A 15,193-nucleotide genomic window follows, 5' to 3' on the forward strand; every position below is an offset into this window, starting at 1 on the left:
GTTGACTGGCTCCCAGGTTGTGTAAAAAGAATAATTAAATTTAAACCTAAAGTTTCCGGTCTTTTTCAAGATCAATATGCTTCATCCCGTATTTATCAACCAAATAGATTAGTGAAGTCATCGTGGCAGCGCCCAGCTCTAACTCACGCTTGTTTACGTGTTCAAAAGTATCTGTAGCAGCGTGGTGATGATCAAAATATCTTTGGGAATCTGGTCTTAAGCCTGCAAGCACAACGTCTCCTTTTTTCAAAGGACCAATATCTGCACCGCTTCCACCCTGTTCAAAATAATGAATTAAATAAGGCTTAAAAAGTGGTTTCCAACTCTCAATTTGAGCAAACTGTGCATCATCGGCATCAAATGAAAATCCTCGTGGTGTAAATCCACCGGCATCACTTTCTAAAGCAAAAATGTGATTTTCGTTTTTACTATGTGCAACATCGGCATATTTATTTCCGCCACGTAAGCCGTTTTCTTCATTCATAAAAAGAACAACTCTTATAGTTCTTTTAGGTTGGTAGCCGGTTTCTTTGAATAAGCGTAAAACTTCCATAGATTGTACTACGCCGGCTCCATCATCATGAGAACCATCTCCAAGATCCCAGGAATCAAGGTGACCGCCAACTACCATAATTTCTTCAGGAAATTCGCTTCCGGTGATTTCACCAATCACATTATAAGATTGTACCTCACCGTGATTTTCTGAACTTAATTTGTAATAAAACTCAAGGTCTTTTTTTAGTTTTAAAATTCCAGAAAGATACTCGGCGTCTTTGGTGCTTATTGCTGCAGCCGGAATCCTTTTGTTCTCTGGCAAATCTCCATAACTCATAGAACCCGTATGCGGGTACTTATCAATTTTATGACTTAAAGAACGAACAATCACTCCGGCAGCACCATACTTTGCAGCAGCTTCAGCCCCAGAATAACGCTGATCTACACAGCCCCCATAAGCTTCAAAAGTTTGAATCAGCTCAGGCTTCATAGGGCGATTATAAAAAACTATTTTACCATTTATTTCATCTTTATAATTTTCAAGATCTTCAATTCCCTGCACTTCTATTACCTGGGCTTTTAATCCGGCAGGATCAGTAGCTACAGAACCTCCCAGAGCAGTGATATTGACTTCGGTAGTCATACCCGGGCCGGTTTGAATATAAGCGTGTTCTCTTGCACCACGTGTCCATTTAGGTACCATAACCGGTTGTAGCCAAACTTTATCCAGGCCAAGCTCTTCTAACTCAGCTTTTGTATACTCTACCGCTCTTTGCGCATTTAAAGAACCAGATAATCTTCCGCCTATATTGTTAGAAAGATGATCGAGCCAGTTATAAGCCTGTCCCTTAACCAAAGCAGCATCATAAATTTCACGAATCTTAAGGGAATCTTCCTTTACTTCAGGAGCCTGGGCAAATAAGCTTAGACTGAATAATACTGAAAAGGCGGTAAAAATATATTTTTTCATTTCAAGGGTATAATTTACTTATAACTAATATTTACGAAAATAATTATTCCTTTGGAAGCTATTCGCAATAGTTCGATTTTTATTTGAAACTTCGAAGAATCAATTTACAGAAACTAAACAAAGAATATGCCTGAAAACTAAGAAACCAGATTCAATTTATAGCCCATTTTAATAAGCTTTAAAAAAGATAAATTTTATATCTTCGCCGCTAAATTCTAGCAGTTTGAATAAAGTAGAGAAAGAGGAGATCATCGCCAAAGTTACCAGCCTTTTAAAGGAAATTCCATCTTCTATGGATATCGTTAAAAAAGGGGGAAACCGTCACAAACGTTTTAAATATCTTGCTACTCATATGGTTGAAAAAGCCATTGAAAAAGATGCTCTTATCGTTTCTGAAAACCGAATGGGAATCGCTATTTTATTTAAAACCAGCAAGAAAGATGATAATTTCCTAAAAGATATCCGTTCTCAAATTGGCCTGGTTTTAAATGTTACCGGGATAAAAAATGCATATCGCATTGTTAAAAACCAGAACTATATTAAAAAGCAGCGCCCACAGCATGGGGAATATCTTTATTGCTGGTTCTGGGGAATTTTAGCCGAATCTCGTGGAGCCGACACCCAGGTAGGCAAAGAGATGAAAGACGAATTTTACAGGCAGGCAAAAGAATATCAGGTGCCACTTTATGCTGAAACAAGAATGCGAAAAAACGCACTGGTATACCAGCGCTTTGGGTTTGAATTGTTTCACGAATGGCAACACCCAAGTGGGGATATTATGTACTTTTTAAGGTACAATCCGCCTGCAAAAGATTAAATATACTTCTTAAAACTTGCTCCCAAAGAGGTTTACATCTTCTTCGGTGATCTTATCACCTCCAAGTATAATTAGCCGTTCTACTACATTGCGTAACTCACGTATGTTCCCGCGCCAATCGTAGCTTTTAAGGGTGTTTAAAGCTTCTTCTGTAAACTCTTTTTTACTCGTACCGTGTTCGGCAGAGATCTTCTCGCTAAAATAATCTATAAGTAAAGGTATATCTTCGCGGCGTTCGTTTAACGATGGTACTTCAATTAGAATAACCGCCAGCCTATGATAAAGGTCTTCTCTGAATTTCTTTTCTTCAATTTCCTTTTTCAGGTCTTTATTAGTTGCTGCTACCACGCGCACATCTACCTTAATATCTTTACCGCTACCTACCCGTGAAATCTTGTTTTCCTGAAGTGCACGCAATACTTTAGCCTGGGCTGAAAGACTCATATCTCCAATCTCGTCCAGAAAGATTGTCCCGCCGTTGGCAACTTCAAATTTACCTGCACGATCTTTATTAGCCGAAGTAAAAGCACCTTTTACGTGTCCAAAAAGTTCGCTCTCTATTAATTCGGAAGGGATAGCGGCGCAGTTCACCTCTACCATCGGGCCTTTAGACCTGTCGCTTTTTTGATGTAACCAATGCGCTACCAGCTCTTTTCCGGTACCGTTTTGCCCGGTAATTAGTACACGAGCATCTGTGGGAGCAACTTTCTCTATAACATCTTTAATACGCTGAATTTCTTCAGAATCACCGATCATTTGAAAATTCTTTCCTACTTTTTTCTTTAAACGGGTATTCTCTACTACCAGTTCTTTACGGTCTAGAGCATTTCTTACCGTATTTAGTAAACGATTAAGGTCTGGTGGTTTAGAAATATAATCAAAGGCACCAAGTTTCATGGTATTCACTGCGGTTTCAAGATCGCCGTGACCAGAGATCATTACTACAGGAATTTCGGGCTTAATTTTCATTATTGCCTCCAGTACTTCTACGCCATCCATTTTGGGCATTTTGATATCACAAAGTACCAGATCAAAATCATGATCCTTTATTTTTTCAATTCCTTCAAGTCCATCTGCAGCTTCTTCAACCTCGTAGTGTTCACTTTCTTCAGTAAGGATTTTTACTAAAACCCTTCTAATTGCTGCTTCGTCCTCAATTAATAAAATACGTGCCATATTATAAAATACTAAATTTTAAGCCGCTACGGGCATAGAATGTATTGGTATCGTCTATTGTGTAAATATCTTCCCGATCCTTGTCTCTTAACCTAATATCGTTCATCACCGTGTAACCGGCGTATGCATAAAATGAAATATTGTCGGTGAAATTATATTGATATCCCAATCCGCTCAAAACAATGGTCATTGACATACTTTCGGCAAGTCGGTTTGCATCGGGCCTTGTTTGTGGGTATGGATTAAAATTTTGCTGAATATTCGCAAAAAAACCATCTAAAGTCACAAAACCCTGCACCTGGTGTTTGTCATTAAAATAATACTTTAAATTGGTTTTTGGTATTCCCAAACCATAAGACCATTTTTCATCAAAACGCTTATAATAATTTATAACCGGTAACGGAAAAGGGAATCCAGTGGTGGTAGAATAACTTAAACCTAGAATTAAACGCCAGGGTTCTACATAGCGTTCATCTTCTTTTATCTTAATAAAATATACCGAACCGGTGTAAATAAAATCGTCGCGTACTAACTCATTAGTGGTAAAGTTAGAGGCAACTTTTACTCCTGTTTCAGCGCCAAAACGCCATACTTCGTTCATTTTAAAAGTATAGCCTATTTTCCCGGTAAAAGACTGGAAGCGATCCAGGTTATTGGTAGAAAAAGCTTCATCGTTCTTATACTTAAAATGTACATTTCTATATTCTATTCCCGGAATTAAATAAGCATCATTGTCGCTAAGCTTTATAGGAAAATTCACAAAAGTTCTAAATCTTCTAAATGAATTATCGGAATCTGATTGCGGAAAATATGTGTATTCTATTCGGGCTAAATCTGTAGACTGAGCCATAGCCGGAAAAGTTACAACTCCTAGCAAAAGGAAAGCTATAAATTTTAAGGTCTTATTCATTTTTAGGTAAATTTTGGGTATAATTTTTTGTAGGATAAAAATGCACATCTCGCTGTGGAAAAGGAATCGTAATGCTATTCCTTCTAAATTCTTCGTCTATTTTAAACCTAAGTTGACTCTTAATTTTTGGATCAACAAAACTATCGCTAACATAAAAATGCAGCGAGAAATTTAGCGATGAGTCTCCGAATGCCTCAAAAAGTACAAAGGGCTTTGGGCTTTCCATCACATCTTTATTTTCTATAGCACAATTCAATAAAATTTCTTCAACTTTTTTTGTATCACTTCCGTAAGCAACGCCAACGCTAACAAATTCTCTTGTGGTTTCGTGATTTTGAGTGTAGTTAAAAATCACATCACTCATAAACTTATGATTAGGAATTATCATTACCTTATCATCCCGTGTTAGGGCTCTGGTGGTTCTAAGCTTTATTTGAAACACTCGGCCCACTCTTCCTTCCATCTCTATCACGTCTCCCACTAAAAGAGATTTATCTAAAATGATAAAAACTCCTCCAATAATATCCTGGAAAAACTCCTGTAAAGCTAAACCTATACCTACAAAAAGTGCAGCTGATGCTGTTAAAAGTATGGTAATATTTATACCGGCAGAACTCAAAGTAATGAGTATCACTACTAAGTAGACAAAGTATTTAATGAATTTAAAAATACTTATAAACTTAAGTTTGTCTCCTTCTTGCAGTTTATTGGTAATAAAAGACCTTATTAACCTAAGTACAATGCTGGTAAGAACAAAAGCAAAAATAACAAGCAGAATATTACCTATTGTAATATGCACGGTATTCCCTTCTGTTTCTATAGGAAACAAAACAAAATTCCAAAAATCTACAATACTTCCCCAAATATCCTCTTCTACTACATCTTTTAATGCTTCTGTAGTTTCTGAACCTTCCTCCTTCTGCATTCCTTAATATTTAAGCCATTTAAATAATTCTTTATAACTCGCTTTCTTCCCATACATAAGGATTCCTACTCTGTAAATTTTGGCTGCCAACCAGATTACCCCAAAATTGGTGATAATTAAAATCCCAACCGAAATAACTAATTCCCACCACGGCACCCCAAAAGGTATACGCATTAACATCACAATAGGTGAAGTAAGCGGTATCATAGAAAAAATAGTAGAAACGCTCCCGTGCGGATTTTCAATTACCGAAAAGAAGCCTACATAAATTCCTAACATTAACGGCAAAATAACCGGAAACATAAACTGCTGGGTATCGGTTTCGCTATCTACGGCAGCACCAATTGCAGCGTAAATCGCACTGTATAAAAAGTATCCTCCAATAAAATAGATGAGGAAAAATATAACCAGGCTCAAAATTGGTAAATTAATAACATCCATAACCAATTGAGCTATCTCTGGCTGTGCAATTTGCTCAACCGTTTCTAATTGCGATTTCTGAACCGTAAAAATATCTATCCCTAAAACGTAAAATGAAGTTATTGCCAAAACGCCGGCCAGAAGAACCCAAATGGTAAATTGTGTAATTCCCGCCAAAGAAGTTCCGAGAACTTTCCCCATCATAAGCTGAATAGGTTTTACTGAAGAAACTATAATCTCAATAATCCTATTGGTTTTTTCTTCAATTACACTGCGCATTACCATATTACCGTAAATGATAATAAACATCATTAATAAATATCCAGCCGCACCGCCAAAGAACATTTTTATATAGTTAGACATTTTCGAGGTACGCTCTCCAGAGAAATTCTGTATTTCAATTCTAACCTCTGTCTTAGCTTCATTTAACTGGTTAACATCAATCCCCCGTTCAATAAGTTCTTCGCGGGTAAGTCTATCAGCAATGGTTTTTTCTATGGCCTGTATGGTTCCCAAGCCGGGTGATTCTTTTCCAAAAAACTGGACACCTTCAACATCTCTATTAACATTTTCAGGAATATAAATGAGCCCATAATATTCCTGCTCATTTACCATTTTTTTTGCCTCTTCAAAGGTTTTTCCCGAAAGATCTAAATATTGAACCTGTTCCTGGTCTTTAAATTCTGAAGCAAACATTTTGGTTTCATCATACAACCCTATAATGCGCTGCTCGCTGCTATTTAGCATACTTAAATAAGCGATTAGAGCAAACATTCCTACCAAAATAAGCGGACTCAAAAAAGTCATGATAATGAAGGTCTTATTCCTTACCCGTGCCAAATATTCCCGCTGAATTATAAGTTTTAGATTACGCATTTTGAGTGACAGTTTTAATGAAAATATCGTTTACTGAAGGAATAACTTCCACAAAATGGTTTATCCTGGCTTTCCCAATTAAATAATCTAAGAGTTGGTTGGGTGTTTCCCCGTTATTTAATTGAATGGTCAATTTAAGATCGTCGTTTATACTTTTAAAGTTAGTATTGCCTATAACGAACTTCTCTTTTAATTCATTTAAAAGTAAAGTATTGTTTTCTGATTCCAGGCCAACCTCATAAGTATTAGATTTATAGGCTCTTTTAATTTCTGAAACCTTACCGTCCAGCAGTTTGTTAGACTGGTGAATTAAGGCCATATAATCACATAATTCTTCTACACTTTCCATTCGGTGAGTAGAAAAAAGTATCGTGGCTCCTTCTTCTTTAAGCTGAAGAATCTCGTTCTTTATTAAGCCGGCATTTACAGGATCAAACCCACTGAATGGCTCATCAAAAATCAGTAATTTAGGACGGTGCAGTACCGTAATGATAAATTGTACTTTTTGCGCCATTCCTTTAGAAAGCTCCTGGATCTTTTTGTCCCACCAACCTTCAATTTGCAGTCTTTTAAACCAGTATTCCAGGCGTTCTTTGGCTTCAGCTTTAGAAAGTCCTTTTAACCGGGCAAGATAAAGTGCCTGCTCCCCCACTCGCATAGATTTATATAATCCGCGTTCTTCCGGCAGGTAACCAATATGCGCAATATCTTTAGGATGTAAAGGTTTGCCATCTAAATAAACCTGCCCTTTATCTGGCATAGTTATTTGGTTAATTATTCTAAGAAGTGTGGTTTTTCCGGCTCCGTTTGGCCCTAAAAGACCAAATATACTACCTCGTGGAATAGCTATTGAGACGTTATTTAGTGCAGTAAAATTGCCAAAATGCTTATAAATATTTTCTGCTACTAAGAGGTTTTCCATATAAAAAGTTGGTATAAATAAACTCCCTGCAGCTAAGTATGCAAGGTATTAATATTGCAAAAATTGAGTCTCACTCCAAGATTGGAGCATAGTAAATATTAACTTGGTGTGTAAACTACCACAGAAAATTCACGAAGCATTATTATTGAAAATATAATTTGATTTCGTGGGAAATCTCTGAACATTTACTCTTGATTATCGAGTAAATATATTGAAATAGCACGAGAGATGTTTTGCATTAAGAAAAAAAATTGATTTCAGAAATGCTCTAAAAAACAAAACCCACCCTTAATAAATTAAGGATGGGAAAAAAATTGCTATGAAAAAGAAAAATTGTCACTAAAAGACTTAGTGATAATCAAATATATAAATTTTTTCTTAAAAGCGAGGTTCTAAGAAAACATATCTTTAACTTTTTCAAAAAATGATTTATCGCTTTTCTCTGGATTAGGCTGGAAGTTCTCGTCTTCAGCCATTTTTTCAAAGAAATCGCGCTGTTCTTTATTAAGATTTTTAGGTGTCCAAACATTTACGTGAACCAGCAAATCTCCTTTTCCGTAACCATTTAGATTACCAATTCCTTTTCCTCTAAGTCGGAGGATTTTTCCAGATTGCACACCTTCTTCAACTTTTATTCTCACTTTTCCGGTCACGGTATCTATCTCTCTGGAAGATCCAAGAACAGCCTCAGACAAACTAATGTACAAATCGTAATGCAGGTTATCACCTTCTCTCTGCAGGCTTGGATGTTCTTTTTCCTCTATTGCTACCAATAAATCTCCGGGAACTCCATTTCCAGGGGCATCATTACCTTTTCCTGAAACTTTTAACTGCATTCCATCTTCAACTCCCGAAGGAATTTTAATAGAAACGGTTTCTTCTTTTTGTACCAGGCCGTGAGCATCTGCTTCAGGTGGTCGCTTATCTATTATCTGGCCAGAACCACTACATGCTGTACAAGGCGAAGCGGTTTGCATTCTACCTAGAATGGTATTGGTTACTCTGGTTACCTGGCCTGTACCTTTACAGGTAGTACAGGTTTTATAAGTAGTACCGGGTGCCTGAACTTTTCGTTTTACTTTAATCTTTTTCTCGGCACCATTGGCAATTTCCTCTAAAGTAAGACTCACCCTAATTCTAAGGTTGCTTCCTTTAGCGCGTCTTTGACCACCGCCAAAGCCACCACCAAAACCAGAGAAGCCTCCGCCGCCGCTGAAGCCACCACCAAAGATATCTCCAAACTGGCTGAATATATCATCCATATCCATTCCGCCGAAGCCTCCGCCACCGCCGGCGCCACCTTCAAATGCCTGGTGACCAAACCTGTCGTAACGGGCTCGTTTATCTTCGTTGCTCAGTACTTCGTATGCTTCAGCCGATTTTTTAAATTTTTCTTCAGCCTCGCTATCGCCCGGATTTTTATCTGGGTGATATTTAATGGCCATTTTTCGGTATGCCTTTTTAATCTCGGCAGTTGAAGCTCCTTTACTTATGCCTAATATGTCGTAATAATCTTCTTTCATGGTCTCGTTTTGCGGATTCTAAAAAGCTTTTTATTTGCCGGTTACTACCTTAGGAAATCTAATAATACGTTCCCCAAGCTTATAACCTCGCTCTACTACATCAACTATCTTGCCTTTAAGCTTATCTTTAGGCGCAGGTATCTGGGTTATGGCCTCATGAATTTCAGAATCAAAAGCGTCTCCTTCTTCCACATTCATTGGCTCAAGACCTTTGCTGGTAAGCGTTTCCTTAAATTTATTATGAATAAGTTCCACCCCGTGAACTAAATTTTCATCACCCGATTTACGCAACTCATTTAAAGCCCTGTCAAAATCGTCTAATACTGGCAACATGGCGGTCATCACCTCCTGGTTGGCAGTTTTAAACAATTCTAATCGTTCTTTTGAAGTTCTTCTTTTGTAATTTTCAAATTCAGCAAAAAGGCGAAGAAATTTATCTTTTTCTTTCTGAAGATCTTCCTTTAGCTTTTCTTCTTCAGTAAGTTCGGGGGTCTCCTCTTCATTGGCTTTACCATTTTCATCATTTTCAACTTCATCGATAGCTTCATCTATCACATCTTCAATCTGATCTTTAACAGGCTGATCCTGTTGCTCTTCTTTTATATCTTTTTTATTCTTGCTCATCTTTATTGCATTTTAATATACGCTCAACGGGTCAAAATCATTGCCAATAATGATTCGGTGTCAAAATGTCACTACAATTATTTAGTAAACATTTAGCATTCACGTATTTTAAGTTTCAGTAATTTCGCAAACTAAAATAAAACTAAATTTTAACAAAATGAGAAAATCAATTTTAAGCACTTTTGTGATTGCAGCTTTCTTAACTGTAGTTGTAGGATGTAAAAACGATAAAAATAAGGCCGAAACTTCTGAAGCTAAAGATGCAGCAACTGCGCAAGCCGAAGCTATGGAGTTTAAAGTAGATACTGCCGCTTCTGTTATTGAATGGAAAGGAAGTAAACCAACCGGAAAACATACCGGAACTATTAAGCTTGCTGAAGGTACTTTTAGCGCTAATGATAGCATTATTGAAAGCGGAAGTTTTGTAATTGATATGCAATCTATTAACGTTACCGATCTTGAAGGTAAAGACAAAAAAGACCTTGAAGCTCACTTGATGGGAACTGTAGAAGGTAAAGAAGGTGACTTCTTTAACGCTACAAAATATCCTGAGGCTACTTTTGAAGTAACCGAAATTACTGAAAAAGACGGTCAAAAAATGTTATCTGGTAACCTTACAATTAAAGAAGAAACTAAAAACATAACTTTCCCGGTTAGCATTAACCAATCTGACGATAGTATGGAAATTACCAGTGAAGAGTTTAGTATAGACAGAACAAACTGGAACGTAAACTTTGGTTCTAAATCTGTTTTTGACGGATTAGGAGATAACTTTGTAAGTGATGATATTACTTTAAAGATCAACCTTAAAGCTACTAAAGCTTAAGAAGAATCATAATTTGAATACAAAAAGGGCTGTCAAAATTTTTGACAGCCTTTTTTTATGCTTATACATTTCTAATTTACTGGATAATCGAAATTAAGGTCCAAGGCTTAATTTGAAATTATATTTTCCAATAACAATCTTAATGAACTTGCTCCCAAGTAATTCATTTAAATAAGATCTTCCAGGGCTTTGGCAAGATTTACATATTCAAAGGTGTAACCCTCCTCCTCTATTTTGTCACTACTCACCAACTGACTTGACAGCACAATATGAGACATTTCGCCAAGCACTAATTTGAGGGCTACTTTAGGAACATTGGGCAACCAAACCGGTTTTCCCATTTGGGAAGCCACCTCGTTCACTAATTCTTTATTGGTAACAGGGTTTGAAGCTACGGCATTGTAAATACCTGTTAGGTGATTTTCTAAGGCAAAGAGGAAAATCCCGCTTATATCATCTATATGAATCCAGGATTGCCATTGTTTTCCACTACCCAGCGGTGAACCTACATTAAAATTTACCGGTTCTTTTAATTTTTGAAGCACTCCTCCATTTTCGGCTAGTACAAGTCCAATTCTAATCTTAGCGACCTCAATTCCCAGGTCTTTAAAATTATCTACAGCTTCTTCCCATTTTACAACAACTTCGCCTACAAAAGAATCATCTACGCCTTTATCTTCTTCGGTATATAGCTTTTCTAGAGAACTGGGGTAAATTCCAATGGCACTGGCAGATACAAGGTTTTTTACCTGGTGTTCGTTTTCCTGCAAGCATTTGTAAAGTAAGTGAGCCGTTTCAGTTCGGCTTTTAAGAATGGCCTTTTTCTGTTCTGCAGTCCATCTTTCGGCAATGCTGGCTCCAACCAGGTTTATAATAGCATCGACACCTTTTATAGCTTCACTATCAATTTCATTGTTATTGGGATTCCAGTAAAAACCTTTATAATCTTCCTTGTTTTCTAACTTATCTTTACTGGTAGAGAGATAATGAACTTGCATTCCTTTATCTCTACATAATTGGCTAATTTTTGATCCAATTAAGCCTGTGGCACCTGTAATTAATACTCGCATTTTTCTTTACAAGATAGCAACAAGTATAAATCTCAACTAAAAATTTTTACTCATTTAACAGCAAAACCTGCTACTTTTTTAATGCTCTTAACATTTCGCGTTTTCCTGGCGGACCTGGTAGCCGTTCGACGATAAAACCTGCCGTTTGCATAGAACGTCTCACACTTCCTTTTGCTGAATATGTCACTAAAACCCCATTGTTTTTCATCGCGGCATACATTTTATCGAAAATTTCTTCCGTCCACAGTTCCGGTTGAACCCTGGCACCGAAAGCATCAAAAAACACTAAATCGTATTTGTTGACATCTTCAATTTCTTCAAAACGCTTTTGTTGTTTTTCCAGTTGAAAATTTTCGGCGATAGCTTCTTGCGTATTCCACGGAATTTGATGCATTTTTTGAAAAGCATCTAGCTGATTTTCTGCGGAAAGCATTTCTGCATAATTAAGCTCACCTATTTCATTTTCAGAAACAGGATAGGCTTCTACACCAATATAATTTATATTCAGCTGAAGCTTTTTAGCCTCAAGAAAAGTGATAAATGCATTTAGACCGGTACCAAAACCAATTTCCAGAATAGAAATTTGCTTCTCTTTATTTAGGCCAACCCAATATTCTAAACCCATTTTTATAAACACATGCTGCGCTTCCTGTATCGCGCCGTGTTTGGAATGATACTGTTCGTCCCACTCACTTAAATGTATAGTTACCGAACCATCGCCGGTTCTTATGATTTTTCTTTCCAAGTTATTCTTTTAAAAGTACACCTTCTGCTATAAAAGTCCTGGTAATTTCAGGAGCAGTAATCGCCGCTATTTCAGCTTCAGATTTCCCTTCATCTTCAGCATAGTGTTTTTGATCTTCAACAGACATTTCATTTAAAAAAGCCTTTCCTTCTACAACAACCTCTGTGTTTTCGCTGTCTTTAGGCACAAAAAAACCATAATCTTTAAAGGTAACCCTCACCTCTTCCTCTTCCGGAAGTTCCAGGATTATCCAGCAGCCTTTCATTTTACAAACGCTATTAATTTTTGAAGAAAATTTAAGGTCTAAGGTATCGCCCGGTTTTAGCGAATTAAATTTCTCCAAAGCCTCGGCCTTGGTTAAAGTATTTTCAGCTGAAATTTCGGCGCCAAAAGAATTATAAGTTTCAGGCTTTGCTTCAGCTAAAACTTCATCTTCCTTATTAGATTTTTCGTTTTTACAAGCTGTAAAAATTAGGGATAAACCAAGTATAAATACAATTTTTCTCATTTTCTTATTTTTAGTTAAAACCTTGCAGGCAAACAAATTTACCAAAACTTTAGATTTTGATTCTGTTTTAATTTAGGTAAATTTGTTAACTAAACTAATGATAATGAAATACGATACTAACCAGCTTGAAATTAATAAAGTCCAAAAATCTAAAATTGAAGAAGTAAACTTTGATAACCTGGTTTTTGGCGAGATTTTCACAGATCATATGTTTGAATGTGATTATGCTAATGGGGAATGGCAAAATCCAAAAATAAAGCCTTACGGCCCAATACAATTAGCCCCTTCAGCAAAAGTATTTCATTACGGCCAGGCTGTTTTTGAAGGAATGAAGGCCTATAAAGATGAAGATGACCAAATTTGGCTCTTTAGACCAGACGAAAATTTTAAACGAATCAATAAATCCAGTGCAAGGTTAGCAATTCCTGAATTTCCGGAAGAATTTTTCTTTAACGGATTGGAAGAATTATTAAAACTTGAAAAAGACTGGATCAAAAAAGGTTTTGGAAATTCGCTATACATTCGTCCTTTTGTAATTGCTACCGAGGAATGCGTTTCAGCAAATCCTGCTACTAAGTATAAATTTATGATTATTTGTTCTCCTGCCCAGGCCTATTATAGCGGTGAAGTGAGGGTTCAATTTTCAGAAAAATACAGCCGAGCTGCCGATGGTGGTGTTGGGGCTGCAAAAGCTGCCGGAAACTATGCGGCACAATTTTATCCAACAAACCTTGCAAAAGAAGCCGGTTTTCAGCAAATAATCTGGACCGATGCCAATACACACGAATTCCTTGAGGAAGCCGGAACAATGAATATTTTCTTTAGAGTGGGCGACAAACTAATTACTGCGCCAACCAGTGATAGAATTCTAGATGGTGTTACCCGAAAAAGTGTAATAGATCTTGCTAAAGACCTTAATATTGAAGTAGAAATAAGGAGAGTAAAAGTTTCTGAAATTGTTGAAGCTGCTAGAAAAGGCGAACTAAAAGAAATCTTTGGCTCTGGTACCGCAACGGTAATTAATCCTATTTCTGGTTTTGGCTATAAAGGGGAAAAATTTGAGCTTCCAAAACTTGAAGATTCCTACGGAAAATCTTTTAAAGACCGACTAATGAAAATTCAATACAACCAGGCAGAAGATAAGCATGGTTGGAGACACCTGGTAAAATAATATTACCGATATTTAAAAAAAAAATAAACCTCACAGACTCTCGAAATCTGTGAGGTTTTTTTATAAAGTATTCTACGTAAAATCTTTAAATTTCTTTGAGTATAGAACCTGAAGTAAATTCAGGTTGGACGTAAACTATTTTGGCGGAAACAATACTGGTAAGGTATATTTTCCATCCAGTTCAGGCTTGCCAGAAGCATTAGATTTCTCAAAGATTAAATAACCTCTTTCATCATCTGGAGCGTTTTCGAAGTTTATTTTGCCAGAAAATGACACAAAATCGTTTGTCATCCATTTTCCTTCGGTTTTTACGGAGGTTTTGGCCAAAACTTTATAATCTTTATCTACCAGTTTCACTGGAGCTTCGGCTTCAAAAAACCAGCTTCCACGAGCTTTCCCTTTAATTTCTAAAGGAGAAGTAATTTCGATATTAGGCAGAGGCTTTTCCACATTAATAAGATCGGAAAAATCTTTACGTTCCTCAGCATCTTCTCTCATAAAGTAAAGTGACTCCAAAACCATATTCAACTTGTTCTTGCTTTCCTCTTCTACTTTTCCCGAAAAACTAACCTTATCTTCTCCCATAGGATCGCATTGCTCCATAGGTTTGCTTTCACCCATTGCAGAAACACAGGAAGCCTTAAAGTTGGATAATGCATAATGCACAAAAATTCCTCCGGTTTCGTTCCATTTTTCCGGCGGTTGGTTAAACCTTAGAAAATAGGCCCAAGGCTCGCCGTTTTCCAGAAGATAAACCTGGGATTCAATTTCATTGATATTAAAAGATAAATTTAGATTAGCATCCCAATCTTTTATAGATTTTTTGCTACCCGAAGGAGCATCTACACCAAAACCTTTTGGTAAGAAAGCGATGTAGGGAATTTCTGGTTTTTCATGAATTGCCAGCGGTTTTGAAATATTCAAGTTTTCTGGATAGACATTTATTACCACGCTATTGCCGGGTAATTTCCCTTCAGAAACCATTAGATCTTCTGGGTATTCAAAAGCGAAATTCCAGGTATCGTCCTTATACTTTTGAATTTCTGCTGGTGCTTCAATTAGGGTATCTTGTTCTACTTCACCACTGGAATCTTTTTCAGTTTTCTTAGGGTTTTTACAGCCTAAACCCATAAGAATTATTATAAGAGAAATAACCGAAAGTTTCATTTTTTAAGTTTTGCTTTAAAATAAAAAACTGCTTTCGTTTTAAAAAAT

General features: G+C 36.7%; 15 protein-coding genes. 3 read left to right on the top strand and 12 right to left on the bottom strand.

The features are described 5' to 3' along the window. Positions 1-46 precede the first annotated feature (46 nt). Positions 47-1,465, bottom strand: coding sequence for a M20/M25/M40 family metallo-hydrolase (locus APB85_RS00910; protein WP_057480278.1), 1,419 nt, complete (start codon positions 1,463-1,465; stop codon positions 47-49). 292 nt (positions 1,466-1,757) lie between these two features. On the opposite strand from APB85_RS00910, the gene APB85_RS00915 reads away from it, so the two are divergent. After that, entirely contained in the window at positions 1,758-2,282 is a 525-nt protein-coding gene (locus tag APB85_RS00915; RefSeq protein ID WP_373295150.1) for a hypothetical protein, read from the top strand. Positions 2,283-2,291: 9 nt separating this feature from the next. Here APB85_RS00915 and APB85_RS00920 read toward each other — a convergent pair whose 3' ends face one another. From APB85_RS00920 to APB85_RS00950, 7 genes are all read right to left on the bottom strand, one after another. Next, on the bottom strand, positions 2,292-3,458 hold the full coding sequence (locus APB85_RS00920; protein ID WP_057480280.1) for a sigma-54-dependent transcriptional regulator: 1,167 nt from the start codon (positions 3,456-3,458) through the stop codon (positions 2,292-2,294). 1 nt (position 3,459) lies between these two features. Continuing rightward, positions 3,460-4,368 (bottom strand): DUF6268 family outer membrane beta-barrel protein, encoded by a 909-nt coding sequence (locus APB85_RS00925; protein WP_057480281.1) that lies wholly within the window; start codon positions 4,366-4,368, stop codon positions 3,460-3,462. Beyond that, positions 4,361-5,293, bottom strand: a complete 933-nt coding sequence (locus APB85_RS00930) for a mechanosensitive ion channel family protein (protein ID WP_057480282.1) — start codon at positions 5,291-5,293, stop codon at positions 4,361-4,363. Before APB85_RS00930 ends, APB85_RS00925 begins: the two co-directional genes overlap by 8 nt. Before the next feature lie 3 nt (positions 5,294-5,296). Then, entirely contained in the window at positions 5,297-6,589 is a 1,293-nt protein-coding gene (locus APB85_RS00935; RefSeq protein WP_057480283.1) for an ABC transporter permease, read from the bottom strand. After that, positions 6,582-7,511 (bottom strand): ABC transporter ATP-binding protein, encoded by a 930-nt coding sequence (locus APB85_RS00940; RefSeq protein ID WP_057480284.1) that lies wholly within the window; start codon positions 7,509-7,511, stop codon positions 6,582-6,584. Before APB85_RS00940 ends, APB85_RS00935 begins: the two co-directional genes overlap by 8 nt. 392 nt (positions 7,512-7,903) lie before the next feature. Beyond that, the gene (gene dnaJ, locus APB85_RS00945) at positions 7,904-9,034 is read right to left on the bottom strand and encodes a molecular chaperone DnaJ (RefSeq protein ID WP_057480285.1); all 1,131 of its coding nucleotides are present in this window, start codon (positions 9,032-9,034) and stop codon (positions 7,904-7,906) included. A 30-nt stretch (positions 9,035-9,064) separates the two neighbouring features. Further along, a complete protein-coding gene (locus APB85_RS00950) occupies positions 9,065-9,658 on the bottom strand; it encodes a nucleotide exchange factor GrpE (RefSeq protein WP_057480286.1) in 594 nt (197 codons plus the stop codon). A gap of 157 nt (positions 9,659-9,815) precedes the next feature. On the opposite strand from APB85_RS00950, the gene APB85_RS00955 reads away from it, so the two are divergent. After that, positions 9,816-10,484 carry a YceI family protein gene (locus APB85_RS00955; protein ID WP_057480287.1) on the top strand — a complete coding sequence of 223 codons (669 nt, stop codon included), beginning with the start codon at positions 9,816-9,818 and terminating at the stop codon, positions 10,482-10,484. Between the two features lie 167 nt (positions 10,485-10,651). On the opposite strand, the gene APB85_RS00960 is transcribed toward APB85_RS00955, so the two are convergent. The 3 genes from APB85_RS00960 to APB85_RS00970 form a co-directional block, all read right to left on the bottom strand. After that, on the bottom strand, positions 10,652-11,554 hold the full coding sequence (locus tag APB85_RS00960; RefSeq protein WP_057480288.1) for a TIGR01777 family oxidoreductase: 903 nt from the start codon (positions 11,552-11,554) through the stop codon (positions 10,652-10,654). A 70-nt stretch (positions 11,555-11,624) separates the two neighbouring features. Beyond that, a complete protein-coding gene (gene mnmD, locus APB85_RS00965) occupies positions 11,625-12,299 on the bottom strand; it encodes a tRNA (5-methylaminomethyl-2-thiouridine)(34)-methyltransferase MnmD (protein ID WP_057480289.1) in 675 nt (224 codons plus the stop codon). 1 nt (position 12,300) lies between these two features. Further along, positions 12,301-12,807 (bottom strand): DUF4920 domain-containing protein, encoded by a 507-nt coding sequence (locus APB85_RS00970; RefSeq protein ID WP_057480646.1) that lies wholly within the window; start codon positions 12,805-12,807, stop codon positions 12,301-12,303. Positions 12,808-12,910: 103 nt separating this feature from the next. Here APB85_RS00970 and APB85_RS00975 point away from each other — a divergent pair, with 103 nt between their 5' ends. Further along, complete coding sequence (locus APB85_RS00975) at positions 12,911-13,978, top strand: branched-chain amino acid aminotransferase (protein WP_057480290.1); 1,068 nt, start codon at positions 12,911-12,913, stop codon at positions 13,976-13,978. A gap of 135 nt (positions 13,979-14,113) precedes the next feature. Here the strand turns inward: APB85_RS00975 and APB85_RS00980 are convergent, their stop codons facing one another. Next, entirely contained in the window at positions 14,114-15,145 is a 1,032-nt protein-coding gene (locus APB85_RS00980) for a Gmad2 immunoglobulin-like domain-containing protein (RefSeq protein WP_057480291.1), read from the bottom strand. Between the last annotated feature and the right edge of the window lie 48 nt (positions 15,146-15,193).

Origin of the sequence: Salegentibacter mishustinae, assembly GCF_002900095.1 — a bacterium.
Taxonomy (GTDB): domain Bacteria; phylum Bacteroidota; class Bacteroidia; order Flavobacteriales; family Flavobacteriaceae; genus Salegentibacter; species Salegentibacter mishustinae.